The organism is Paenibacillus phoenicis (assembly GCF_034718895.1).
In the GTDB taxonomy this organism is placed as follows: domain Bacteria; phylum Bacillota; class Bacilli; order Paenibacillales; family Paenibacillaceae; genus Fontibacillus; species Fontibacillus phoenicis.
Genome location: NZ_JAYERP010000001.1, coordinates 1,973,280 through 1,999,586, shown reverse-complemented (window position 1 = coordinate 1,999,586; position 26,307 = coordinate 1,973,280). Strand labels below are relative to the sequence as shown.

At 53.9% G+C, this 26,307-nt stretch carries 22 protein-coding genes and 1 pseudogene; 19 read left to right on the top strand and 4 right to left on the bottom strand.

What is annotated here, in order from left to right; all coding sequences use genetic code 11:
• Positions 1-8 precede the first annotated feature (8 nt).
• From U9M73_RS09495 to U9M73_RS09475, 5 genes are all read left to right on the top strand, one after another.
• On the top strand, positions 9-701 hold the full coding sequence (locus U9M73_RS09495) for a YggS family pyridoxal phosphate-dependent enzyme (RefSeq protein ID WP_036645624.1): 693 nt from the start codon (positions 9-11) through the stop codon (positions 699-701).
• Positions 701-1,150: a cell division protein SepF gene (locus U9M73_RS09490; RefSeq protein WP_009225614.1), complete on the top strand. Its 450-nt coding sequence runs from the start codon at positions 701-703 to the stop codon at positions 1,148-1,150. The genes U9M73_RS09495 and U9M73_RS09490 overlap by 1 nt, the downstream gene beginning before the upstream one ends.
• Positions 1,150-1,434 (top strand): YggT family protein, encoded by a 285-nt coding sequence (locus U9M73_RS09485; protein ID WP_009225615.1) that lies wholly within the window; start codon positions 1,150-1,152, stop codon positions 1,432-1,434. Before U9M73_RS09490 ends, U9M73_RS09485 begins: the two co-directional genes overlap by 1 nt.
• Before the next feature lie 2 nt (positions 1,435-1,436).
• On the top strand, positions 1,437-2,219 hold the full coding sequence (locus U9M73_RS09480; RefSeq protein ID WP_323076971.1) for a YlmH family RNA-binding protein: 783 nt from the start codon (positions 1,437-1,439) through the stop codon (positions 2,217-2,219).
• A 180-nt stretch (positions 2,220-2,399) separates the two neighbouring features.
• Positions 2,400-2,906: a DivIVA domain-containing protein gene (locus U9M73_RS09475; RefSeq protein WP_036645630.1), complete on the top strand. Its 507-nt coding sequence runs from the start codon at positions 2,400-2,402 to the stop codon at positions 2,904-2,906.
• Positions 2,907-3,068: 162 nt separating this feature from the next.
• Here the strand turns inward: U9M73_RS09475 and U9M73_RS09470 are convergent, their stop codons facing one another.
• Both U9M73_RS09470 and U9M73_RS09465 read right to left on the bottom strand, forming a co-directional pair.
• Positions 3,069-3,983: an AraC family transcriptional regulator gene (locus tag U9M73_RS09470; RefSeq protein ID WP_323076970.1), complete on the bottom strand. Its 915-nt coding sequence runs from the start codon at positions 3,981-3,983 to the stop codon at positions 3,069-3,071.
• A gap of 112 nt (positions 3,984-4,095) precedes the next feature.
• Complete coding sequence (locus U9M73_RS09465) at positions 4,096-7,206, bottom strand: family 78 glycoside hydrolase catalytic domain (RefSeq protein WP_323076969.1); 3,111 nt, start codon at positions 7,204-7,206, stop codon at positions 4,096-4,098.
• 704 nt (positions 7,207-7,910) lie between these two features.
• Here U9M73_RS09465 and ileS point away from each other — a divergent pair.
• Together ileS and U9M73_RS09455 are read left to right on the top strand one after the other, a co-directional pair.
• Positions 7,911-11,006, top strand: a complete 3,096-nt coding sequence (gene ileS / locus U9M73_RS09460) for an isoleucine--tRNA ligase (RefSeq protein ID WP_260070720.1) — start codon at positions 7,911-7,913, stop codon at positions 11,004-11,006.
• A gap of 154 nt (positions 11,007-11,160) precedes the next feature.
• Positions 11,161-11,523, top strand: coding sequence for a DUF5665 domain-containing protein (locus U9M73_RS09455; RefSeq protein WP_323076968.1), 363 nt, complete (start codon positions 11,161-11,163; stop codon positions 11,521-11,523).
• Here U9M73_RS09455 and U9M73_RS09450 read toward each other — a convergent pair.
• Positions 11,510-12,247, bottom strand: coding sequence for a TraR/DksA C4-type zinc finger protein (locus U9M73_RS09450; RefSeq protein WP_009225622.1), 738 nt, complete (start codon positions 12,245-12,247; stop codon positions 11,510-11,512). The genes U9M73_RS09455 and U9M73_RS09450 overlap by 14 nt on opposite strands.
• A gap of 209 nt (positions 12,248-12,456) precedes the next feature.
• On the opposite strand from U9M73_RS09450, the gene lspA reads away from it, so the two are divergent.
• The 12 genes from lspA (at position 12,457) to pyrE (ending at position 25,406) form a co-directional block, all read left to right on the top strand.
• Positions 12,457-12,951: a signal peptidase II gene (gene lspA, locus U9M73_RS09445; RefSeq protein WP_036645669.1), complete on the top strand. Its 495-nt coding sequence runs from the start codon at positions 12,457-12,459 to the stop codon at positions 12,949-12,951.
• Positions 12,948-13,895, top strand: coding sequence for an RluA family pseudouridine synthase (locus U9M73_RS09440; RefSeq protein WP_323076966.1), 948 nt, complete (start codon positions 12,948-12,950; stop codon positions 13,893-13,895). Before lspA ends, U9M73_RS09440 begins: the two co-directional genes overlap by 4 nt.
• Before the next feature lie 191 nt (positions 13,896-14,086).
• Positions 14,087-15,340, top strand: coding sequence for an LL-diaminopimelate aminotransferase (locus U9M73_RS09435; RefSeq protein ID WP_009225625.1), 1,254 nt, complete (start codon positions 14,087-14,089; stop codon positions 15,338-15,340).
• 75 nt (positions 15,341-15,415) lie between these two features.
• Entirely contained in the window at positions 15,416-15,682 is a 267-nt protein-coding gene (locus U9M73_RS09430) for a hypothetical protein (RefSeq protein WP_323076964.1), read from the top strand.
• 12 nt (positions 15,683-15,694) lie between these two features.
• Positions 15,695-15,838 carry a hypothetical protein gene (locus U9M73_RS09425; RefSeq protein ID WP_009225627.1) on the top strand — a complete coding sequence of 48 codons (144 nt, stop codon included), beginning with the start codon at positions 15,695-15,697 and terminating at the stop codon, positions 15,836-15,838.
• A gap of 664 nt (positions 15,839-16,502) precedes the next feature.
• Positions 16,503-17,048, top strand: a complete 546-nt coding sequence (pyrR, locus tag U9M73_RS09420) for a bifunctional pyr operon transcriptional regulator/uracil phosphoribosyltransferase PyrR (protein ID WP_009225628.1) — start codon at positions 16,503-16,505, stop codon at positions 17,046-17,048.
• A gap of 1 nt (position 17,049) precedes the next feature.
• Positions 17,050-17,961, top strand: coding sequence for an aspartate carbamoyltransferase catalytic subunit (locus tag U9M73_RS09415; protein ID WP_036645636.1), 912 nt, complete (start codon positions 17,050-17,052; stop codon positions 17,959-17,961).
• Positions 17,962-18,052: 91 nt separating this feature from the next.
• Positions 18,053-19,360: a dihydroorotase gene (locus tag U9M73_RS09410; protein ID WP_260070727.1), complete on the top strand. Its 1,308-nt coding sequence runs from the start codon at positions 18,053-18,055 to the stop codon at positions 19,358-19,360.
• Between the two features lie 52 nt (positions 19,361-19,412).
• Positions 19,413-20,549 (top strand): glutamine-hydrolyzing carbamoyl-phosphate synthase small subunit, encoded by a 1,137-nt coding sequence (gene carA / locus U9M73_RS09405; protein ID WP_009225631.1) that lies wholly within the window; start codon positions 19,413-19,415, stop codon positions 20,547-20,549.
• Between the two features lie 4 nt (positions 20,550-20,553).
• Entirely contained in the window at positions 20,554-23,766 is a 3,213-nt protein-coding gene (gene carB / locus U9M73_RS09400) for a carbamoyl-phosphate synthase large subunit (RefSeq protein ID WP_323076961.1), read from the top strand.
• 226 nt (positions 23,767-23,992) lie between these two features.
• Complete coding sequence (pyrF, locus tag U9M73_RS09395; protein ID WP_050769776.1) at positions 23,993-24,760, top strand: orotidine-5'-phosphate decarboxylase; 768 nt, start codon at positions 23,993-23,995, stop codon at positions 24,758-24,760.
• A 1-nt stretch (position 24,761) separates the two neighbouring features.
• Positions 24,762-25,406 carry an orotate phosphoribosyltransferase gene (gene pyrE, locus U9M73_RS09390; protein WP_009225634.1) on the top strand — a complete coding sequence of 215 codons (645 nt, stop codon included), beginning with the start codon at positions 24,762-24,764 and terminating at the stop codon, positions 25,404-25,406.
• Between the two features lie 124 nt (positions 25,407-25,530).
• On the opposite strand, the pseudogene U9M73_RS09385 reads toward pyrE, so the two are convergent.
• Positions 25,531-26,307: pseudogene (locus U9M73_RS09385) on the bottom strand (transposase).

Here is a 26,307-nt window from a genome sequence, read left to right as displayed (position 1 = left end):
TCCTTCCCGTGTCGCTGAAGGAACGGATACAGCACGTGGAAGAGCAGATTAAGGCAGCCTGCGAGCGAAGCGGCAGGAAGCGCGAGGAGGTCCATGTCGTCGCCGTAACCAAATATGTATCGGTTGAAGCTACGCGCGAAGTGCTGGAGGCAGGAATCGTGCATATCGGCGAGAATCGCCCGCAAATCGCCGTTCCGAAATGGGAAGCGCTCGGAGGGCAAGGGACCTGGCATTTTATCGGCCACCTGCAGAGCAATAAGGTCAAGGACGTCATTGGAAGATTTCAATATATTCATTCGTTGGACCGGCTGTCGCTGGCCCGTGAATTGGAGAAACGAGCCTCTGCGATGGGAACGAGCGTTACCGCATTTTTGCAGGTGAACGTCTCCGGCGAGGCGTCCAAGCAAGGGATTGCACCCGAGGCCGCTGCTGATTTTTTGAAGGAAATCGCTGATTTGAAGCATGTCCGCGTGGTGGGTCTCATGACCATGGCTCCCATCGAGGAGGATGCAGAGCGGACAAGACCAGTCTTCCGCAAGCTGCGCGAGCTGCGTGATCAACTGAACGCTCAATCGGTGACGGCGGAGCCGTTGACGGAATTGTCGATGGGCATGTCGGGAGATTTTGAAGTGGCGATTGAGGAAGGGGCGACATGGGTTCGCCTCGGAACGCTGTTAGTGGGGAAAGGGGAATTGTCGTAATGGGAGTAATGAACCGGTTCATGAACTTTCTGGGCTTGCAGGAAGAAGAAGAGATTGTGGAGCGCGAACGGTTTTCTGGTCAAGAAGACACGGAAATTGAAACCCCAAGCTTTGAATCCCGTAAAAATCAGAGAGGAAGCAACGTGGTCAGCATTCACTCCCAGAAGAATGTCAAGGTGATCCTCTATGAACCTCGCTCCTATGAAGAAGCGCAGGAAATCGCTGACCATCTTCGTTCCCATCGATCGGTCGTCATCAATTTGCAGCGGGTTCGCAATGATCAAGCTATGCGCATTATCGATTTCTTAAGCGGAACGATTTATGCGCTTAGCGGAAGCATATCCAAAATTGGATCGAATATTTTTCTCTGCACGCCGGATACCGTCGAGATTCAGGGATCCATTACAGAGATTTTAACGGAGGATTCCGATTATAACAGAATGAGGTGATGACAGCTTTGGCAGGCTATATTGATTCCATCGTGATGTTGCTATACAACATTTATTTTTATATGATCCTGGTTTACATTTTGATGTCATGGGTGCCTAACGCCCGCGACAGCTTTATCGGCGAGCTGCTCGGCAAGCTGGTTGAACCTTATTTGGCTCCTTTCCGGCGGTTTATTCCACCGATCATGGGGATGATCGACATCTCCCCGATTATTGCCTTGTTTGTCCTCCGATTGGCTTTCTTCGGATTAAGTAGTGTTCTCCACTATATCTTTGGGTACTAATGATGAAAGCCGATATTTATGAGCATTTTAAACCGGAGGAACGGCCGTTTGTCGACCGAGCCTGGGAATGGGTCGTGAATGCCGGGGATTATCATGAGGTCAAGCTCAGCGACTTCTTGGATCCGCGGCAGTGTTATATTCTGGAGACCCTGGCGAATCGTCATCCAGACACGCAAATTCGGCTGGACGGCGGTTATGAAGGCGCGGAACGGCGGCGGGCATTAATTGCTCCGGATTACCGGGATCTAAGCCAAGAGCCGATGGGACTGAAAGTGCTCGATATCACCTCAGGAGACCAGAAATTTCTCACCCTGCAGCATGGCGATTATTTAGGGGCGATTTTGGGATTAGGACTCAAACGCGATAAAATCGGCGACATCCATGTTCGCGAGGACGGATGTCACGTCATCGTTGCGGAAGAGATTGCGCCGTTTCTGCAAATGAACCTCCATCAAGTGCATCGCGTCAACGTCATGACCGATGTGCTGAACCTCAGCGAACTGCGGACGATGGAGAAAGAGCTGGAACCGATGGAGCTAACGGTGGCTTCATTGCGGCTGGATGGGATCGCCAGCGATGTATTTCGCTTAAGCCGCAACAAAGTGCTGCTTCCGATCAAAGCCGGCCGCTGCCGAGTGAACTGGAGAACGGAGGAGGACCCCTCCACACCGTTGAAGGTTGGCGATGTCGTCGCACTGCAGGGCTTCGGGCGGTTTAAGGTGCTGGAAGCAGGCGGTCTGACCAAGAAAGGCAGACATCGTGTCAAAATCGGTAAATTTGTATAAGGCGTTTTGCAGGAGATGGTGGATTCTTGTCGAATATGATAGTTCGAACTGGTTCTTGAATGTATCTCGTGATTGAATTGGACACGTCTTCCCGCTGAGGTGCGAGTTCAACAACGGGACCATTACCTGATGGAACTATCGCTTCACGGGGAGTTTCGAAATTTCTAGGAGGTGAGGATCATGCCATTAACGCCGCTGGATATACATAACAAAGAGTTTTCCAGACGTTTGCGCGGTTATGACGAAGATGAAGTTAACGAGTTTCTCGACCAAGTCATTAAAGACTATGAGATCGTGATCCGGGAGAACAAGGAGCTTCATAACCAACTGTTGACTTTGCAAGAGAAATTGGATCATTTCGCGAATATCGAGGAAACTCTTAGCAAGACCATTATCGTTGCACAGGAAGCGGCCGATGAAGTGAAGAACAACGCGAAGAAGGAAGCCCAGTTGATCGTGAAGGAAGCGGAGAAGAATGCCGACCGGATCGTCAACGAATCGCTGGCCAAATCGCGCAAAATCGCGATGGAAGTGGAAGAGCTCAAGAAGCAGGCTTCCATTTACCGCGCTCGTTTCCGTACGCTGGTGGAAGCCCAGTTGGATTTGCTTAGCAGCGAAACCTGGGATACGCTGGAGAGCCGCGAACGTGTCCCTGAGAAAGGTCAAGAAGTACAGGAATTGTACTAATCACAACAAACGCCATTTGGCTTCCATGAGGGAGCGCCAAATGGCGTTTTTTTAAGATATCAGAAAGTATAAACTTCGGGGCATTGGCATCCTGATATCGCAAGAAAAACTTCCGCTAAACGCGGTCTGTCTACTTTGAATGTACGTCGATAGACGTTTTTCTTATTTGCCTTCAAGAGGATGATGCAGGCTGGCTTGCCGTCGGTATTCGGTGGGTGAGACGCCGGTCGATTGCTTAAAGAGGGACAGAAAATGCTTCTTATCTGCGTAACCCACACTCCTCATAATCTCCATCACAGGGAGCCGGGTGGAGGCCAGCAGCTCGCGGCTTCTCTCCATTCTTTTGTTCCGGACATAATCGTGAAAGGTACAACCGGCGTATTGCCGGAACAATCGATGAAAATGGCGTTCGCTGAGATGGGTTGCTGCAGCAAAACTCCGGGCAGACGATCGTGAAGCGTAGTCCGTATCGATCCGGCGCAGGACTTCCTCCATCATCCGATTTTCCGGTTCCGCGGCAGAGCTGGACCCAAGGCGCTCCAGATGACGTTCCAGCATGACGGCCAGCTCGATAAACCGGCCGTACAGTTGAAGGAGATAGCCCGGCTTTCGTTCTGTAAACTCACGGTAGGCGCCCCGAAACCAGATATTCCACGGACTTCCTCCATCTCTCAAGTGCAGCCATCCCGGAGAGGGGGGCGCAGCTCCCTCGAACAAATACGGCCTGGAGCGGATTAACTCGTGAAAGCCAGGCAGGTGTTCCAGGCAAGATAGCAGCTTGCCCGGCTCATATAAGCAGTTGTATACGATCAGCGGACGGCGAGATCCCGCATGTCCGGGGCGAAACACATGCCTCGTTCCGGCGGGGAGCAGAAACACATCGTTTTTGGTGACGCGCACAATGTCCTCATCGATAAAATGAAACCCTTCTCCTTCATCTACAAGCACAATCTCCACGAAACGATGGCTATGCATCTGCAGATCAAATGTTTCCTCGACCCGGTTAAAGTAAAAAGGTAAGGAATCCGTAAAAAATTCAGCCCCATCCAGTACCTTCTCCCCTCGGTATAAAGACAACCGTGATCCCTCCTTCGCTGCGGTTGCCCCTATTATAGGGTCAGCCTCGGCAAGGGTCAATTTCGAATGCGCTAAGCCCGGGGAAGAGGCAAGATGCAAGATACTACGTTGCCTATACTGAAGGACTGGAACCGGAAGCCACACGAATATGCTCAATCACGACTTCAACCTCGCTTGGGGATTGAACCTCGATATCGATGTCCTCTGGGGAAACGATCCGCAAATGCATCCGGGGCAGGCCGGGATGCGCTTGACCTTCCTCCGCTGCAACGGCTGCCGGGGATTCCAGACGCCAGGAGACATCGATTCTGCCGCTACCCGGAACGGGAACGGTGCCGCGCGCCCAGGTCAATCCGCCGCAAGGCTGTGGTGCCACGAGCACCCGGCTCCACCCGGGCTCCAGGCTGCGTACGCCGAGGACGTAAGCGCCTAGGAAATAAGCGGGACCTGCAGACCAGGCATGGCAATGACTCCGGGTCAGAAGGTCGGCTTTTGCTCGGTTTTCCGTGAAGTTTGGATACATCTCCCAGCAGGTTGTTGCTCCCCAATCGATCATTTGCCCATAACCGCCACGCATATCCTCGAGCATCACATCCCATTTGCCCAGCTTAGCGAGTGCCTCGTAATAGAAGAAGGACATAAACGGGCTGCCGAGTTGCACGAAGGAGCTGGGCGGATGCAGAATATGTCTTTCAACGGAAGCAAGCCGGCGCTCCGCGAGCGATGCTTCAACTGTATGAGCGGCTGCAGAGTTGGAGCCTTGGTCTTCTTTTAACGGAACGCTCTCGTCCTTAGCCTGTTCAGGAATGCCGCACAGCAGGGCCACGACTTGCGTTTGAATGCTGAAGATGTCAGAGCGCCGCCCGTCCGTATGGATGCAATCGAGATAAGCTTGATGTTCTTCCGACCATAAATGCTTGTTGATGGTGGCCGCCAAGCGGTTCGCCTGATCCGTATAGAACACTTTGGCTTCGTCATTGCCCAGGGCCGAGGCCAAAGCGGTGGTGGACATCAGCGCTTTCACTAGGAACATGTTCTGGTGCGAAACGATGCCGTCGTTCGGCTGGTCCAGCGGAGCCCAATCGAGCAGGTTCCAGCTGCGGATCCATAGCAATCCCCGCTCATCCAGCCGCTCTAAATAATGCTTGAGGGTGTATTCGATGTGGGGGAAAATATCCGCAGCAAAGGATTTGTCCCCATTATAGCGATACAGTTCCAAGCAGGCGATAATCCAGAAGAACGTCCAGTTCGGGATGACGCTGTTCCATCCGCTGGGAACCTGGTCGGCGTAAAACGGAGTCTGAAACTTGGAGCCGGGAACCAACCGAAGACAACGTTCGACGATCCGGTCTGCCCCAAATAAATAATAGTTGATCAGCGCTTCATTCCGGGCATCACCAACCCAGAAGGTCTGCTCGTACATCGGACAATCAACGAAGGTATCCTCCATGCACAGCCGGGTCGTATGTTGACTGATTTGCCAAATGTCATTTAGGCGTGGATCCGATGACTGGAACTGCCCGATCTCGGCAATCGGATAATTGCTTTGCAGCATTCGAATGTACCGGAGGCGCACAGGAACCGCTGCGTTTCGTACGGTAACCTGACAGTAACGCAGACCTCGTCGCACCGGAGACGTATACCGATGTCGTCCCCCGGCACAGATGTAACGAAGCGTATGGTCCAATCCATAGGTATCCTGGCGTCGACCTTCATGCATAAACTCGAATCCGTAAAAATCGAGGATCGCTCCCTCCGGTGCTTCGACTTCGAACTCTAAATAACCCGACAGCTCTTTGCCAAAGTCGATCACGAATTCGGTATCCGCGTCGGGATACCAGGGGACCTCTGCCAGCTCGAAACTGGGAATCACCGCTTGTTGCAGCGTATTTGGAATGGACAGGGGAGCTTCATGCCTTTTCCACACGGAGAGGATAAAGACATCCTCCTCGCTGACCAGCGCTTTGGGCACAGGACGGAGCCAATTCGCAAACGGCACAAGACCTGCTGCATCTGCAATCCCTCGGGCCCGCAAATAATCGGGATGCGCTTGATTCATCGGAGGACTTGGTTTATGGTCGTAACGGATTCCGCCGTCGAAGGGGCCGAGGGTTACAAATGCGGACGAATCGCCTTCTTGAGCGTTTGGGTTTGCCTGAATGAACGAGAGAGGCGATAAGAACTCCAGCGGCACCTCCGCATCCACCGCAAAATGATGCCCGCCTCCGTGCGTCCCTCCGCTGACATCGATCAGCAAAAAATGCTCTCCCGGCTCAAGCTCAAGGCGGAGGAAGCGTTCGGGGGCTTCACCCGTCAGTGACTTCTCATCGTACCAAACCCCGTCCAGGCTGCAGCCCCGAAAAGTCCCGCCAACATCGATGAGCCCCAGCGTAACCGTGCATTTCTGATGACAGCGAACAACGGTAGCGAGGAATCCAAGGAATTCGGCCGGGTTCGCCGTATCGGTGCTCTCTTGAAAAAATTGATTGCGCAGGTCGATGGCCGCCGTATATTGAACGGGCTTAACCTTGCTCAGGCGTTCAATGCGCCGGGGATATACGGGTTCCTCCGTCAAATAAGGAATGTCCCTCGGCACCGGCATTCCCCAAGGCTCGCAGCCCGCCGGACCGATCACCGTGGCCGGTTGCCACTCGGGACCGGGCTGGTAATCCGGTTGGATCCAGTTGTCGTCCCACAGCCGGGCGTCGATTTTCTCGGCAAAAGCATGCTGACAGGACATTCGCGGGGAACGCCGGCCATGGCCTGAATGGACAGCGGTTAACCACGTATCGTCTGTTGCTGCTAGGATTTGCGGCCTAGAGGAGTTAGCGGCTGGAGTGGGTATGTCTGTTAATTGGGCTGGAGAGCTGTCACCAAGCTCCAACTGGGCCAGCAATCCGCCGCGTCCCCGTAAATAATAGAAGTTGCTGATCCCAAAATGCATCACCATGATGGCGATGACGTTCGTTTGTCCCGGTCTCAGCAAATGGCCGATGTCGTATTCGTCATAAGCCAGCCGAAACGGCCAGGAGCGCGGAGGGCCTTGCCCAATCCGCTGCCCGTTTACGTACAGTACGTATCTGGAGTCCGCCGTAAGTTTGATCGCGGCTCGCCCGCTATGGGCTGCAGTCCACGCAAATGTTTTGCGGAAACAACGCCACTCGTTGCGCGGGCTGGATTCACCGGAATGCCAGATCCATTTTCCTTGCCAGAGGGTCTCCATCGGTATGCTCGCTCCTTCTCACATGAATTGTAATCCCTTTCATTATAAAAGAGGCATCGAAGGAACAGAGGAGGGGGAAAATGTACAATGGAGGGGGAGAACGGACATTTCCAGGGCAATCATGACTTGTCTTCAGGGCGGAAACCCAGGTTGAGGGCAGGATGTTGACATGAGGAAGGCAAATACGATATAACTATTTACATATTGTACTTGCATAACGAATCATTCGATGATGGGACCAGTACGCCGTGATGTTTGTTCCCCAGAGAGTTGGCATCCTGCTGAAAGCCAACGTTCAATGCACGGACGGAAGATCCTCCCGGAGAAGCAAGGCTGAACTCTTCTAAATCGGATTTTCAGCACCGAGAAGGTTGGATGAAGCTAGAGGCTGAGTAGCGGAGCGTAGGAAGACCTACGTGAGCAACGGAAGACTCGGCTGAATTCAAGATTCGATGTCGAATTAGCTACTTGATCTGCTTCGTGATCAAAATCCGATGTAGTAAGCTTTGCCGGCTGTCGGCCGTTATACCGACCCCATATGAAGCGTATGGGATCAAGGTGTCATGCCTATTTGTGGTCTCGTCCTTACGGGCGGCTGCGAGCCAAGCGCATGAAACAAGGGTGGTAACGCGAGCTAATGCCTCGTCCCTTCTAGGGACGGGGCTTTGTTATTTTTCAGGCTGATTAAAGAAAGGAAGAGAAACATGAAGAAGGTTGACGTCAAAGAAAATGCGCGGGCGCGCGACCTGCGGATTCTGGACAAATGGAGCCGAGAAAATACGTTTAAAAAGAGTATCGAAAATCGGGCGGGCCGGCCGAACTACGTCTTTTTTGAAGGACCGCCTACGGCTAACGGATTGCCGCATATCGGGCACGTGCTGGGCCGCGTTATCAAGGACTTCATTGGCCGCTATCAAACGATGAAAGGCTATCGCGTAGTCCGCAAAGCGGGCTGGGATACGCACGGATTGCCGGTAGAACTGGGCGTGGAGAAGGAGCTTGGCATCTCCGGCAAGCAGGAAATCGAGAAATACGGCATTGAGGAATTCGTGAAAAAATGTAAAGACAGCGTGTTTGGCTACGAAAAGCAATGGCGCGAATTTACCGAAGCGATTGCGTACTGGGTGGATCTCGACGATCCGTACATCACCCTGAATAACAGCTACATCGAAAGCGTGTGGAACATCCTGGCAACGATCCACGACAAAGGCTTGCTGTACCGCGGTCATCGCGTCAGCCCGTATTGCCCTTGCTGCCAAACATCGCTCAGCTCCCACGAAGTGGCGCAAGGATATGAGGACGTGAAGGATCTCAGCGCCACAGCGAAATTTAAGCTGAACGACACCGGCGAATATGTGCTGGCATGGACGACCACGCCTTGGACGCTGCCGTCCCACGTGGCATTGGCTGTGAATCCGGACATGGAATACGCTAGAGTGCAGCAGGAAGACGGCGTATATATCGTTGCGAAGAACCTCGTTGAAAAAGTCATGAAAGGCGATTACACGGTATTGTCGACGCATAAAGGTTCGGAATTCGTAGGCAAAACCTATACGCCGCCGTTCACCTATATCAAGGCGGAGAACATCAACGTGATCGTTGGCGCTTCGTTTGTTACCGATGCCAGCGGTACAGGGATCGTTCACATGGCACCGGCTCACGGGGAAGACGACTATCGTACTTGCCGCGAGAACGGCATCACCTTCGTCAGCGTCGTGAACGGCCAAGGTCGTTATACGGATGTGGTGACTGATTTTGCCGGCCGCTTCGTCAAGGACTGCGACCTCGACATCGTGAAGATGCTGTCCGAGCAAGGAACGCTGTACAGCAAAGAGAAATACGAGCACAGCTATCCGTTCTGCTGGCGTTGTAAATCGCCGCTGCTCTACTATGCGATGGAGAGCTGGTTTATCGAAACAACGGCAGTGAAGGATCAGCTGATCGCCAACAACAATTCTGTGGATTGGTATCCAGGGCATGTCCGTGAAGGCCGCTTCGGGAAGTTCCTCGAAGAGCTGGTCGACTGGAACATCAGCCGGAACCGCTATTGGGGTACTCCGCTGAACGTATGGGTTTGTCCGGATTGCGGCGGGCAGTTCGCACCGCACAGCATCGCCGAGCTGCGTGAGCATGCAGTAGGCCATGTCAGTGAGGATCTGGAGCTGCATAAGCCATATGTCGACGAAGTGAAGGTGCATTGCCCGCATTGCGAAGGCGGCGTGATGGAACGGACGAGCGAAGTCATCGACGTTTGGTTCGACAGCGGCTCGATGCCGTTTGCCCAGCATCATTATCCGTTTGAGAACCAAGAGACGTTCGCGGAGCAATTCCCGGCGGACATGATCTGCGAAGGGATCGACCAAACGCGCGGCTGGTTCTACAGCTTGCTGGCCGTGTCTACCTTGTTCACCGGCAAAGCGCCGTACAAAGCCGTCATCGCCACCGGCCACGTGCTGGACGAAAACGGGCAGAAGATGTCCAAATCCAAAGGCAATGTCATCGATCCTTGGGAAATCATCAACGAGTTTGGCACGGACGCATTCCGTTGGGCACTCTTGTCCGACAGTGCGCCTTGGAACAGCAAACGGTTCTCCAAAGGCATCGTAGCTGAAGCCAAATCCAAAGTCGTGGATACGCTGGTGAACACCCATGCGTTCCTGACGCTCTACGCCGGCATCGACGGCTACAAACCGGAGGAGCACGCTTACCGTCCTTCCGAGAATAAGCTGGACCGCTGGATTCTGTCCCGTCTGAACAGCTTGATTCAGGTGGTAGACAAAGGCCTGGCGGTTAACGACTTCGTGAACTCCTCGCAAGCGATCGAAGGGTTTATCGATGAGCTCAGTAACTGGTATATCCGCCGCTCCCGCGACCGGTTCTGGGGCAGCGGCCTGAACGAAGACAAATTGTCCGCTTACCAAACGCTGACTCATGTGTTGCTTACGATCTCCAAGGTGATCGCTCCGTTTGCGCCGTTGATCGCCGAGGATATTTTCACCAACCTGGGCGGCGGGGAAAGCGTCCACCTGGCCGATTATCCGCAAGCGGATGAATCGCTGATCGATCTGGCGCTGGAACAAGACATGGAGAGCGCACGGCAAATCGTTGAGCTGGCCCGCAACGTCCGCAACGAGAGCGGCATCAAAACGCGTCAGCCGTTGTCCAGCCTGATCGTCTCCATGGACCGGGAATTTGCGGTGAGTGAATACGAAGACATCATCAAGGAAGAGATCAACGTCAAAGCGATCGAGATCGAAACGAGCGACAGCGGGTTCGTTGATTTCACGCTGAAGATGAACCTGAAGGTGGCCGGCAAGAAATACGGCAAAAACATCGGCTTCCTGCAAGGCTACCTGAAGAATCTCGCACCGGAGCAAACCCGCGCCATCGTGGAGCAAGGTCAATTTACCGTGACCTCGCCGGAAGGCGAAGAGCTGACGGTTACTGCGGACGAATTGCTCGTTGAGAAACAAGCAAAGCCGGGCTACGCTTCCGCTTCCGGTTACGGCATAACCGTTGCGCTTAACACGGACATCACGCCGGAGCTGGAACAAGAAGGCTGGGTGCGTGAAGTCGTCCGCGCGGTGCAGGATACCCGTAAGAAGCTCGATCTGCCGATCGAGAAACGGGTACACCTCACCTTGGATGTTGACGATGAATTAAAAGCGGCCATCACCGCGTTTGAACATGTGCTGCGTGAGAACGTCTTGATCACGGACGTCGCCTTCGGCAAGCCGCAAGGCCCGGCAGAAACGGTGGATCTCGGCAGTAAAACGATCGCCATTTCGATTGATGCTTAACCGTTAAGGGGAAATGGCGGATTCGCCTGAATGGAGCTTTTCCAGGAAGGTCATAATATTAGTAATTGAAGCAAACGAGCCTGCGGTCTCTCGGGATGGAGAACGGGCTCGTTTGTGTTTTGGGATACACTGGGGAGCAAAGGATGGGGTGTAAATGATTCGTCGAAAACCGAGGCCTGAACCTGCGGTACCTGCGGCGGCGGAACTTTTGCCGAAAACACCGGAGGAGCAGATGAACGCCGTATACCGCCTGACCTTGAATTGGACCAGGCAGCTAGAGAAATCGCGGATCGCCGAATACACCGAACTGCTAAACCGCCCGTGGCGCTTGATCTGGTTAAACCTGTTATCCGGCACGGCCCGGGGGGTAGGGATCGCGATCGGGTTTACCTTTTTTGCGGCAACGATCATCTACATCCTGCAGATCCTGGGGGCGCTGAATCTGCCGATCATCGGCGACTATATCGCGGACATCGTGCGGATCGTGCAAAGACAGCTGGAGCTTAATACGTATTAGGGCCGGTTCCGAGCGAATCTTCGCTATCCAAATGCTCCGTAGCACTCATATGTTTCCGGTAAACCCCATTGCGGTAAAAGCAGACGTTTTTGCCGTAAATATCGGTGGCAACAAAGGACTCGTAAGGCTCCACAAATCCGTCGAGCTCTTCGGATGCTTCGATTTCCATATCGTTATAATCATCGATTTCCCGGTCCTCGGCCATCGCCGGTGAATTCGAAGTACCGTAGCTCTCGACGATTTGCCAAGCATCCTCCCCGTCGAAGCCATTTTGGTCCTCGCGTTCATCCAGGCTCGTGCGGCCAAAAGGAGGGGACAAGAAGATTTCCTCAATCGGCCGTTTGGCTGACACGAACGATTGGGGGCTGTGATCCTTGCAGTAGGCCGTTTCCGGGATCGCACGGAGCCGTTCGTAGCTGATCGGCTTGCCGCACGTCGCGCAGTAGCCGTAGCTGCCGTCCTCGATCCGTTCGAGCGCATCCTCGACCCGGGCCAAATGCAGCTCATGATGCTCGGCGAGCGCGAGGTCTTTTCCCCGCTCGTAGACTTCCGAACCGAGGTCCCCGGGGTGATTATCGATCTGGCTCAGCTCATTGGTATTATCGCGCATCGATTCATTCATACCGTAATGGTCATTATCCGACAACTGTTCGGTTAAAGCGGACTTGGTTTCCTGCAGTTTTGCGGTAAGCTCCGCGAGTTGGGCTTTCGTCAAATGCGGCATGTGTTGCTCCTTCCTTCCTGCATCTAGAGCGGTGATTTGTAACGTCTCTCCTAGCGGTATTTTGTGCAGAACCATGACGAAATACCTAAGGAAAATCCTTTCGCGCATGGACGGGCCATTTCCGGCTGTGCTACAATATACAAGGCTTAGAAGAGGAATATCCTGCCGCTTGTTGCGAGCGGGAAATGAAAAACGAGGTGACGGACCGCGTGGTATACTTTTTGATTGCATTAATCGTTTTTCTGGTTGATCAAGGCACGAAATATTGGATTGCAACCGGACTGACGATCGGGGAACAGATCCCGGTGATCGGCAACTTTTTCCTGATTACCTCCCATCGGAACCGCGGCGCGGCGTTTGGCATTTTGCAGAATCAGCGCTGGTTTTTTATTGTGGTGACTACGGTTGTGGTGATTGGGATCGTCTGGTATTTGCTTAAAGTAAAAAATCAACCCAACAAAATGCTGCCGGTGGCGTTGTCTCTGGTGCTTGGCGGGGCAATCGGCAATTTCCTCGATCGTGCCGTCAGCGGGGAAGTCGTTGATTTTCTGATGTTTAATTTCGGTTCGTACACGTTCCCGATTTTTAACGTTGCGGATTCCTGCATTGTTGTTGGCGTGGCGCTGATCATTTTGGATTCGCTGCTGGAGCTTCGCCGGGAGAAGCAGACCGCAGCTCAACAGGAGCATGAGGAAAACGTATGAGTTTGGATCAAACACTAGAGGATTTTGAAGAGGAGAAGCTCGAGTGGGTGGCCGGACCGGCCGACGCGAAAGAGCGAATCGATAAATATGCAAAAACGCAGCTGGGTGAAGAGTTCTCTCGTAGCCAGATTCAGCTGTGGATTGAAGCGGGGAACTTGGTTGTAAACGGGGCCCCGGTGAAAGCAAATTACAAGCTGGCAGAAGGCGACCGCATCGTGCTGGTGATTCCGGAGGCAGAGCCAACGGAAATCGTGCCGGAAGACATTCCGCTCGAAATTTATTATGAAGACAGTGATGTCATCGTCGTCAACAAGCCGCGCGGCATGGTTGTGCACCCGGCACCGGGTCATACTTCCGGGACGCTGGTGAACGCCTTGATGTTCCACTGCAAGGATCTGTCGGGCATCAACGGCGAGCTTCGACCTGGGATCGTGCATCGGATCGACAAGGACACGTCGGGCCTGATCATGGCGGCTAAGAACGATAAAGCGCACGCCTCGTTGGCGGCTCAGCTGAAGGCACATACGGTGACGCGGAAATATTATGCTCTGGTGCATGGCAACGTCAGCCATGACCAAGGCACGGTGGATGCGCCGATTGGCCGCGATCCCCATGACCGCAAAATGTATACAGTGATTGAACGGAACAGCAAGCATGCGGTAACGCATTTTCAAGTGGTTGAACGGTTTGGCGATTATACGCTGCTTGAGCTCAAGCTGGAAACCGGACGAACGCATCAAATCCGCGTGCATATGAAGTTTATCGGCCATCCGTTAGTGGGAGACCCGCTGTATGGACGCAGCAAAGGAATCAAAATGGACGGACAAGCGTTGCATGCCGCTGTGCTGGGGTTTGATCATCCGGAAGACGGACGGTATTTGGAGTTCAGCGCGCCGATCCCTGCGGATATGGAAAATGTGTTGCAATCATTGAGAAACCGTTAAGAAAATTGTTCAGAAATGGTTGTTTAACCTATAAAATGTTCACCTCCAGGAGACAGCTTGATCAAAAAGTACAAACGATCAGGTGATTAATCCATTCTCTAAATAGGCCGAATTCCTGCATATTTAAAGTGCGAGTTCGAACCATTTGAGGATGGATTTTTTCATGAATACGAAGGAGATGGACGTTTGAGATGAGTACGCTGAATGGACAGGAAACTTATATTCAACAGCAATTTGCAGAGCGCATTGGCGGGGCAAATTACGGCAAAGACACCGCTATTTATAAATTTGAGAAAATCAAACGTGCCAAAGCAGCTGCGAAGAAGGATTTTCCTGATATTGAGCTGATCGACATGGGCGTCGGCGAACCGGACGACATGGCCGATGCGGGCATCGTGGCCAAGCTGGCGGAGGAAGCAGCGAAACGCGAGAACCGCGGGTACGCTGACAACGGTATCGCCGAGTTCAAGGAAGCGGCGGCAAAGTATCTTCATGATGTTTTTGGCGTTGAAGGCATCGATCCGGTTACGGAAGTGGTGCACTCGATCGGCTCCAAGCCGGCGATCGCCATGCTGCCTTCTTGCTTCATCAATCCTGGTGATATCACGATTATGACCGTGCCGGGTTACCCGATTATCGGGACCCATACGAAGTATTTGGGCGGCGAGGTTTATACGGTGCCGTTGACGGAGGAAAATGACTTCCTGCCGGATTTGGACGCGATTCCGGAAGAGATCGCACGTAAGGCCAAGCTGATGTATTTGAATTACCCGAACAATCCGACGGGCGCGAGCGCGACAAAGGAGTTTTTTGCCAAAGTCGTGGACTGGGCGAAGAAATATCATGTCGTGATCGTACACGATGCACCGTATGCTGCTTTGACTTATGACGGCTTGAAGCCGCTGAGCTTCTTGTCCGTGCCAGGGGCGAAGGACGTAGGTGTCGAGCTGCACTCCTTATCCAAGTCGTACAACATGACGGGGTGGAGAATCGGGTTTGTTGCCGGCAACCCGCTGATCATTAAAGCGTTCAGCGACGTGAAGGACAACAACGATTCCGGCCAGTTTATCGCAATTCAGAAAGCGGCAGCTTACGGGCTGGCCCATCCGGAAATCACGGAGCGCATCGCTGAGAAATATTCGCGCCGCCACGAGCTGCTGGTGAACGCCCTTAACGACTTGGGCTTTAAGGCGAAGAAGCCGAAGGGATCGTTCTTTCTCTATGTGCAAGCGCCGAAGGGTGTGGAAGGCGGACCAACGTTTGAGACGGCCGAAGACTTCTCGCAGTTCTTGATCCGGGAGAAGCTGATTTCCACGGTGCCGTGGGACGATGCCGGCCATTACGTGCGGTTCTCCGTGACGTTTATCGCCGACGGTGAAGAAGAAGAACGCCGCGTCATTTCCGAAATCAAACGCCGCCTTGGCGATTTGAAGTTTATTTTTTAAGAGAAGAAATTAGACCATAACGCCTCTTGGGTTGATCCAAGGGGCGTTTTTTGATTTGTGTGGAGGATGTGTGATTTGAGGATTCCGCTGTTGCTGCTGGTGGCTGATACTAGTGTTGGTGTTTGTGTTGCTGATTCTGATGCTTTTGATGCTAGTGGTGGTGTGCCGGTGCTGTGCAGGTTCTGCTGGAGCTGGGGGCTACTGTTGATTATGCTGTTGCTGATGTTGTTGCTGATGTTGTTGCTGATGTTGTTGCTGATGTTGTTGCTGATGTTGTTGCTGATGTTGTTGCTGATGTTGTTGCTGATGCTGTTGCTGATGTTGTTGCTGCTGTGGTGCTGATGGGTTCTGCTGATGCTGATGTTGGTTTTGCTGTTGCAGCTACTGGTTACTGCTGCTGTTGCTGTTGCTGTTGTTGATGCCGATGCCGGTGCCGCTTTTGCTCTAACGCTTGCCAGAATGCTTATTTTGGCGAAAATCATAGATTTTTACGTTTAACGCTGGCCAGCTGTCTTATTTAGGCAAAACCTACCTCATTTGCACTGAAAAATCGCAAATAAGCTCCCCTGTAAGCGTTACGTTGCATGAGGCCCCATTTTTCTCCAAATAGCGTTTCTGATCAGCGTTACGTCAAGTCTCCTGTTCTGCGTTATGGCCTTGCTGTCCTACATCACCTGGAATCCCGGTTAAATATTCAGAATGTTAGGGAGATTATACAGAGATCAGGAACGGAGTGAGCGCTGATTAACCAGCTTTAGATCAAGGATAAGCCGGGAAAACTAAAGGTTGAATAAATATAACATTGAATGTATAATTATTAAAAACTGCATCACAGCAGGCTTCAACACGGGAGATGAATCAACCTTAGCATCGGGGGGTTACCAACTCGGCAGGGTGTCTTGACAGGCTATTTTCATTCTGTCATAATTCATGTAAACCATAAGCACCTTTAATTCAGTCCCGTGAGGCTGGCAAGGTAACGTGAGTGGGGAAATGGGCGAACTGCGCTTATTTAAGTCGGTTCTCTATACCCAAATCCTACATGATAGTCATAGGTTAACTATGGCTGAAGACTCCTTGCCTGGATATCGGGCAAGGAGTTTTTTTATGCGCCTATCACGGACCGATGCAAGGTGACCCTATCCCTAAGGAGGTCGCAGCTGTGAGCAACGAAAGTCATATCATTATGGACGAAACCGCGATTCGGAGGGCACTGACAAGAATTGCACATGAAATATTGGAACGTAACAAAGGCATCGAGGGTTGTGTATTGGCCGGCATCAAAACAAGAGGGGTCTACCTCGCGAAACGGCTGGCTGAACGCTTGGAGAGCATCGAAGGAACCGCCATTCCATGGGGCGAGCTTGACGTAACGAACTATCGCGACGACAAAGTGGATGCTGCCCAAGGGGCTGCCAAGGCCACGTTCCCGGTATCGATTCAAGGCAAGAAAGTGATCCTGTTCGACGATGTCCTCTACACGGGACGGACGATTCGGGCTGCCATGGACGCGATCATGGATTGCGGCCGTCCGGAGTCGATCCAGTTGGCGGTGCTCGCCGACCGGGGACACCGGGAGTTGCCGATCCGGGCTGATTACGTTGGCAAGAACGTTCCAACCTCGCGATCGGAAGAAATCGAAGTGCTCTTGACCGAGCATGACGGCACCGATCTGGTTCGCATCCTGCATGCACGGGAGGGGAACTAAGATGGCGCTGACCGCAACCGCACTGAAAGAACGCAGCCTCCTCGGGCTGAAGGATTTAAGCACAGCGGAAATTTCCTCGATTCTCGACCGGGCCGCCTATTGGGATGCCAAGGAAGAGAAGATGATTCCGGTGCTGAAGGAGCACTTTGTTGCGAATATGTTTTTCGAAAACAGTACGCGCACCCGCTTCTCGTTTGAGATGGCAGAGAAACGGCTGGGTGCCCAGGTGCTGAACTTCGCGGCAGCCGCCTCCAGCGTAGAGAAAGGCGAGTCGATTTACGACACGGTTCGCACGTTGGAATCGATGGGGATTGACGCCGGGGTGATCCGGTTGAAGCCGATCGGTGTGCTGGAGGAGTTGGCGAAGCGGGTATCGGTACCGCTGGTGAATGCCGGAGACGGCAACAATGAGCATCCGACGCAAGCGCTGCTGGATCTATATACGATGAGGCAGCACTTCGGGGAACTCGGCGGGCTGAAGGTATCGATCATCGGGGATATCAAGCATAGCCGGGTTGCACGTTCGAATCTGTGGGCGCTGCAAAAATTCGGCGCCGAAGTGAAGCTGTGCGCGCCGGACAATATGCAAGCACCGGAGCTCAGCGCGTATGCGCCTTACGTTCCGATGGACGAAGCGCTTTGCGCCGATGTGGTGATGATGCTGCGAGTGCAGCTGGAACGCCATGTTGGCGGGCTGATTAAGTCGGCCGAAGAATATCGACTGCATTACGGCTTGACGGAGGAGCGGGCCGCGAGCCTTGCGCCGCACGCGCTGATCATGCACCCGGCACCAGTGAACCGGGGCGTTGAGATCGACGATGCGGTGGTGGAGCACCCGCAATCCCGCATCTTCAAGCAGATGCAAAACGGGGTTCCAATCCGCATGGCGGTTCTGGAACGCGCTTTGCTGTAGCAAATAGGTAGAGTGCCTGGAAGCTTAGGCGACGGGCGATGGACGTTATTTTTCGGATCGTACTTCAAAATCAGCGGGGGGAGAAAACAGAATGCGGCTTGTCGTAATGAATGCCAAGATCTTAAACGAACAAGGAGAACAAGAATTCGCTCAAATCGTCATCGAAAACGGAGTGATCTCGAACATCGAGAAAACCGGACCCATTGAGCAGCCGGTCGCCGAGGAAGGGACGCAGGTGATCGATGCAGGAGGCAGACTGGTCACTCCGGGATTTATCGATATGCACGTCCATTTGCGGGAACCGGGGTATGAACATAAAGAAACGATCGAAAGCGGTTCGCGTTCGGCAGCGAAAGGGGGATTCACCACCATCGCTTGCATGCCGAACACTCGGCCGGTGACCGACAATCCGGACACAGTCCGCTATGTGAAGCAGAAGGCTGAGGAAGCCGGGCTGGTGAACGTGCTGCCTTATGCGGCGATCACCAAAAGCGAGCTGGGCCGCGAGCTGACGGACTTTGCCGCTTTGAAAGAGGCCGGTGCTATCGGCTTCACCGATGACGGCGTGGGCGTGCAAAGCGCGCAAATGATGAAGGATGCGATGCGGCAGGCCGCTGCGCTTGGGATGCCGGTGATTGCCCACTGCGAAGACAATTCACTGGTGGAAGGTGCGCCGGTGGCTGAAGGGGAATTCGCCCGCAAGCACGGACTGAAAGGGATCCCGAACGAATCGGAGGCGATTCATGTCGGGCGGGATATTTTGCTGGCGGAAGCGACCGGGGTTCACTACCATGTGTGCCACGTCAGCACGGAGCAGTCGATTCGGCTGATTCGTCAGGCGAAGCAGCTTGGCATCAACGTCACCGCGGAGGTGTGTCCGCACCATCTGGTTTTGTCGGAGGAGGATATCCCCGGATTGGATGCCAACTGGAAAATGAACCCGCCGCTGCGTTCCCGCCGAGATGTGGAAGCCTGCATCGCCGCGCTGGAGGACGGCACGATCGACATCATCGTAACGGACCATGCTCCGCACAGCGAAGAGGAAAAAGCGAAAGGCATGCAGCTGGCACCGTTTGGCATCGTTGGTTTTGAGACGGCCTTCCCGCTGCTGTATACGAAGTTTGTGGCAACTGGCCGCTGGAGTCTGGAGATGCTGGTGCAGCGGATGACTGCGGATCCGGCGCGGGTGTTTGGCCTGGAAGCCGGACGTTTGGTTCCAGGAGCTCCAGCGGATCTGACGATCGTTGATCTGGAGGCGGAACGGACGGTTGATCCTGAGGACTTCGCCTCAAAGGGACGCAACACCCCGTTTGCCGGTTGGAAGCTGAAGGGCTGGCCGGTCGCAACGATCGTCCGAGGAAGACTGGTATGGAACGATGAACGAGAACTGACCCGTTAACGGGCGGATAAGAAAATAGTAGTTAAGCTTATGGATAAAGGAGTGCTTCAGGATGCAGGCAAGACTATTGTTGGAGGACGGCACGTTGTTTACCGGAACCTCATTCGGAGCGGAAGGAGACAAAACCGGCGAGGTCGTTTTTAATACGGGAATTACGGGGTACCAAGAGGTGCTGTCGGATCCTTCCTATTGCGGACAAATCGTTACGATGACGTATCCGCTGATCGGGAACTACGGCATTTCGCGCGATGACTTTGAATCGATTACGCCGTCGATCCACGGCTTTGTCGTTCGCCGCTATGAACCGACCCCAAGCAACTGGCGGGCACAGTACAATTTGGGTGACCTGCTGAAGGAATACGGAATTCCCGGCATTGCCGACATCGATACGCGCATGCTGACGCGACTTATCCGCCATCAGGGGACGATGAGAGGGATTTTGACGACCTCAAATAAATCGGTGGAGGAATTAAAAGAAATGATGCTGGCGACCAGCATCGCCGAGCTGCGCAATCAAGTGGCGCAAACCTCGACGAAGCACGTGTACAGCAGTCCCGGCTCGAAGGAACGCATCGTGCTGGTCGACTTCGGCGCGAAAAGCGGCATTCTGCGCGAGCTGAACAAACGCGACTGCGACGTGGTGATCGTCCCGCATGATACGACCGCGGATGAAATCCGCCGCCTGCATCCAGACGGGATCCAGCTGTCGAACGGACCGGGGGACCCGAAAGACGTGCCGCATGCGGTGAAGATGATTTCCGAGCTGCTTGGCGAATACCCGATCTTCGGCATTTGCCTGGGTCACCAGCTGTTTGCCCTCGCCTGCGGCGCCGATACGGAAAAGCTGAAATTTGGCCATCGCGGCGGGAACCACCCGGTGAAAGAGCTGGCCACCGGCCGCTGCTACATCACGTCGCAAAACCATGGATACACCGTCAACGAAGCGTCCATCGCGGGGACGGAGCTGGAAGTGACGCATATCAACAACAATGACAAAACCATCGAAGGCTTGAAGCATAAGAAATACCCGGCCTTCTCTGTGCAATACCACCCAGAGGCGGCACCGGGACCGTACGATAACAGCTACCTGTTCGACCGATTCATCGAGATGATCCGCGAGCACAAGCGGCAAAATCCGCAAAAGCCTCGCCAAGCCGAACTGATGGCCGCTGCGAAAGGAGAACTGTAAATCAATGCCGATCAACAAAGACCTTAAGAAAATTCTCGTCATCGGTTCCGGACCGATCGTTATCGGTCAGGCGGCTGAGTTCGATTACGCCGGAACGCAAGCTTGCCAAGCGCTGAAGGAAGAGGGCGTCGAGGTGGTGCTGATCAACAGCAACCCGGCGACGATCATGACCGACACCAACATGGCCGACAAGGTTTATATTGAACCGATCACGCTGGAATTCGTCACCCAAATCATTCGCCAGGAGCGGCCGGACGGCTTGCTGCCCACGCTCGGCGGGCAAACCGGTCTGAACATGGCGGTGGAGCTGGCCCGCGCAGGCGTGCTGGAGCGCGAGAATGTGAAGCTCCTTGGCACACAGCTGACCTCGATTGAGAAAGCGGAAGACCGCGACCTGTTCCGCGAGCTGATGCGCGAGCTGGAGCAGCCGGTGCCGGAAAGCGCGATCATCACCTCGGTGGAAGAAGCGCTGGAATTCGCAAACGAAATTGGCTATCCGGTAATCGTTCGTCCGGCGTATACGCTGGGCGGTACCGGCGGCGGGATCTGCGCTACGGAAGAGGAGCTGCGCGAGACGGTAGCGTCGGGGATTCGTTACAGCCCGATCGGCCAATGCTTGATCGAGAAATCGATCGCCGGCATGAAGGAAATCGAATACGAAGTGATGCGCGATGCGAACGACAACTGTATCGTTGTCTGCAACATGGAGAACTTCGACCCGGTGGGCGTACATACCGGGGACAGTATCGTCGTTGCGCCAAGCCAAACGCTGTCTGACCGCGAGTATCAAATGCTCCGTTCGGCTTCGCTGAAGATTATCCGCGCGCTGAACATCGAAGGCGGCTGTAACGTGCAGTTCGCACTGGATCCGCAAAGCTTCCAATACTACGTCATCGAAGTAAATCCGCGGGTCAGCCGTTCGTCGGCGCTCGCGTCTAAAGCGACGGGTTATCCGATCGCGAAAATGGCAGCCAAAATCGCGCTGGGCTACACGCTGGACGAAATCATCAACCCGGTTACGGGGCAGACATACGCCTGCTTCGAGCCGACGCTGGACTACATCGTCAGCAAAATCCCGCGCTGGCCGTTTGATAAATTCGTTCACGCCAACCGCAAGCTGGGCACGCAGATGAAAGCGACCGGCGAAGTCATGGCGATTGGCCGGACCTTCGAAGAGTCGATTCATAAAGCGGTCCGTTCGCTTGAGATCGGCACGCATCGCCTCTATCTGAAAGGCGTGGAGAAGATCGACGATGAAACGCTGAGAAATCGCTTGATCAAAGCGGACGACGAGCGACTGTTCCTGATTGCCGAAGCGTTCCGCCGCGGCTACAAGCTGCAGCTCATTCATGATCTGACCGGAATCGACTGGTGGTTCCTTGATAAAATCGAGCGTTTGGTGGAATTCGAGAAACGGATTGCGGGAGAAGAGTTCTTTTCCTATGAAACGCTGTATGAAGCGAAGCGCTTAGGGTTTACTGACCGGGCGATTGCCGAACTGCGTGCCGCCGGACAGCCGACAGGCACGCACCTGACGGAGGCTGAAGTGAGGAGCTTCCGCAAGGAGCATGGACTGAAGCCGGTTTACAAAATGGTAGATACGTGCGCGGCTGAATTTGAAGCCTCTACGCCTTACTACTACTCGACCTATGAAACGGAGAACGAAGTCGTTCAAACGGACAAAGAGAAGATCGTGGTGCTTGGCTCCGGACCGATTCGTATCGGGCAAGGCATCGAGTTTGACTACTCGACGGTACACGCGGTTTGGGCGATTCAAAAAGCCGGCTACGAAGCGGTAATCATCAACAACAACCCGGAGACGGTATCCACGGACTTTAACACGTCGGATCGCCTCTACTTTGAACCGCTGTTCTTCGAGGATGTCATGAACGTCATCGAAGAGGAGAAGCCGGTGGGCGTTATCGTTCAGTTCGGCGGCCAAACGGCGATCAACTTGGCGGCGCCGCTGCAAGCGGCAGGCGTTCGCATCCTCGGAACCTCGCTGGAAAGCATCGACGAAGCGGAGGATCGCAAGAAGTTCGAAGCGCTCCTGTCGAAGCTGGGCATCGCTCAGCCGAAGGGCAGCACGGTAACCTCTGTAGAAGAAGCGGTTGGAACCGCTCAAGCGCTCGGTTATCCGGTACTGGTTAGACCTTCGTATGTACTGGGCGGCCGGGCGATGGAAATCGTCTACTCCGACCAGGAATTGCTGCGCTACATGGAAGAAGCGGTGAACATCAATCCGCAGCATCCGGTCCTGATCGACCGCTATATGCTAGGTAAAGAGGTAGAGGTCGACGCTATCAGCGATGGGGAGACGGTGCTGATCCCGGGGATCATGGAGCATATCGAACGTGCCGGGGTTCACTCCGGGGACTCGATTGCCGTGTATCCACCGCAGCATCTGTCGGCAGAGCTGAAGGAGAAGATCGTTGAGATCACGGTCAAAATCGCCCGCGAGCTGAAGACGGTGGGTCTGGTGAACATCCAGTTCGTGATCTACAACAACGAAGTGTTTGTCATCGAGGTGAACCCGCGCTCTTCGCGTACGGTACCGTTCCTGAGCAAAGTGACAAACATTCCAATGGCAAACGTGGCAACTCAATGTATTCTCGGTACGAAGCTAAGCGACTTGGGCTACTCCAATGGCCTGTGGCCGGAAAGCCATCAGGTTGCGGTGAAGGTGCCGGTATTCTCCTTCGCGAAGCTGCGCCGTGTTGAGCCGACGCTGGGGCCGGAAATGAAATCGACCGGCGAGGTCATGGGCCGCGATCCGCAATACGCCAAGGCGCTGTATAAAGGCTTGATCGGCGCGGGAATGAAGATTCCTTCGACCGGGGCGATTATCGCTACGGTAGCCGACAAGGATAAGCAAGAAGCGGTTGAGCTGTTGCACGGCTTCTACCGCCTGGGGTACAAGATCATTGCTACCGACGGTACAGCTTCTGCGCTGATCGAGGCGGGGATTCATGTGACGACGGTTTACAAGCTGTCCGAAGGGGTGCCGAACATCCTCGATCTGATCCGGAACGGAGAAGCTCACTTCGTAATCAACACCTTGACGAAGGGCAAAGAGCCGGAGCGCGATGGCTTCCGGATTCGCCGGGAAGCGGTGGAGAACGGCGTTGTCTGCATGACCTCGCTGGATACGGTTCGGGCGCTGCTGGAGATGTTGGAGACGATCAACTTCTCTTCCCAAGCGATGCCCGCGCTTTAATCGCAGGCGCTAACGGACACCAGAGGCGTTATTGACCTGATTTTAAGCGTATGGTGATTTCTAACGGACCGAGGAGACCTTATTTCGCTTAAATCGCAGCTGAGTGGCTCCATGAGGGCTGAATAAAGTCCATGGAGTCCGTTACAGCGGGAAATAGCCGGGAAATGGATAAATAAGGTCTCTCAGGTCTGTTAGAGGACAAAGAAAAAGGCGGCTCGGAAGCAGGATGCTTCGGAGCCGCAAGCATGAATGGAGGAGAGCGGATTTGCGTTCGTTTGAAGAAGCGGCCGGGAAGCTGATCGTGGGCCTCGATGTCCCTGATGCGGAGCAGGCGCGGAAGCTGCTGAAGGAGCTGGAAGGCATCCCTTGCTTCATGAAGGTGGGGCTGCAGCTATTCTACGCGGCGGGTCCGGAGCTGATCCGGGAATTAAAGCAGCGGGGATACTCCGTTTTTCTCGATGTTAAAATGCATGATATTCCCAACACCGTAAGAGGTGGTGCCAACAGCGTCACCAAGCTCGGCGTAGATCTGTTTAACGTGCATGCTGCCGGAGGGCTCGATATGATGAAGGCGGCGAAAGAAGGAGCGTTGGCGGCGTTGGAAGCCGACCCGTCGCTGGCGATGCCGAAGATCATCGCGGTTACGCAGCTGACGAGCACCAGCAAGCAAGTGATGAATGAGCAGATCGGCATCCCGGGCGAAGTCGAAGCCTCTGTCGTGCATTACGCGGACCTGGCCCGTTCAGCCGGTTTGGACGGTGTGGTCGCCTCCCCGCTGGAGGTTACAGCAATTAAGGAGAAGTGCGGACAAGCCTTCCTGACGGTGACACCGGGGATTCGTCCGGCGAACAGCCCCAAAGGCGATCAAACGCGCACGTTAACCCCTGGCGAAGCGATGGCGCAAGGCACGGACTATATCGTCGTTGCCCGCCCGATCATCGCCGCCCCCAACCCGCGTGAAGCCGCGGAGACGATCATTAAGGAGATGATGTAGCATGACAAATACCCCATCCGTCGAAGCGCAAATTGCCAGCAGCCTGCTGGAGATCGGAGCCGTTGCGCTTCGTCCGCATCAGCCGTTTACTTGGACCTCCGGGATCAAATCGCCAATTTATTGCGACAACCGTCTCACGATGTCCTATCCTCATATCCGCGATCTGATCGCTGAATCGTTTGCCGCGCTGATCCGTAAAGACTATCCGGAGGCCGAGGTGATCGCTGGAACGGCTACGGCCGGCATTCCGCATGCCGCGTTTACGGCGCAGAAGCTGGGGCTGCCGATGGCCTATATTCGCGATAAGGCGAAAGGACATGGCAAGGAGAATCAAATCGAAGGCCTGATTAAGCCAGGGCAGAAGGTCGTCGTCATCGAGGATTTGATCTCTACCGGCGGCAGCTCGATCAAAGCGGCGCAGGCGGTGCGTGATGCGGGTGCAGAACCGTTGGCCGTGCTGGCGATCTTCAGCTATCAGCTCGATAAAGCGGTGCAGGCGTTTGCTGAAGCCGACATCCCGCTGCAAACCTTATCCAACTATACGGCATTGATGGATGTGGCCGTACAGCGCGGGGATATTCAGCCGGAAGACCTGGAGCTATTAAAGTCCTGGCGGCAAGACCCGGCTTCCTTCGGAAATGCATAGTGTATGTTAGCAACCCCCAGCAGAAGAGCCCTGCAAAACACCCTCATTTTGGGTTGAGGGCATAAGACGCTGGGGCTTCCGACTAAGATGTGGCATAAAACAAATAAATGCAGTCCGTTCTCCTTTAAGAGGCGGGCTGTATTTGTTCTTTCAGCTTTACCATTCGCTTCACAATTTACCACGAAAGCGGTAAGTACGGCTTGTATTCGCATGCGAAATAGACCACGGTATTTGGCCTTGGTCATCCCATGAAATCTTTTCAGTTCGGCATTCTTATGTTCAATGATCGGTCGGCGGCGAATGCGTTCTTTAAACGTATCACTGTTCTCAAATTCGATTTGTTCCTTGAAGTGCTCTGCCACGATCCGAATGGAATAGGTCTTGCTTTTCGCTCCCGGTTTCAAGCAACCTTCTCTAAGCGGGCAAGTCTTGCACCTCTCCGTATCGAAGTAAAAGACAAGTGAACGGCTTTCGCCACTTTTCTTGCTTCCTTGTAAAGCTTTACGAATACTGTGCTCACCTGCCGGGCAAATCACGAAATCCGCATCCTCCTGATCTTTCTTCAGTTCCGGTAGCCGCGGGAGTTTCTTTTCGAGCTTCGGATGCTTTTTGACTACGACACGGAATAGGCGTTTTGCCGCATAAGCAAGGTTTACCTGTGCTTCTTGGATCATCCGTTCGTCGGACAGATTGTAAGAACCTGCAAAAACAGCAAACGAAACAGGAGCTCTGGCTCGTTAGCCGGTCTCCCATAATATTCAGAGTAAGAAGAACGAACTAGTTCATGAATGAAAGAGAAGTCGATGACTTCATGAATTTTACGCAATTGATGGTCTTCGGGAATGAGTTTGTATAGTTCGGCATGGAAAGATGCCGTCATTTGTTTGGCAGACTGTAGCAA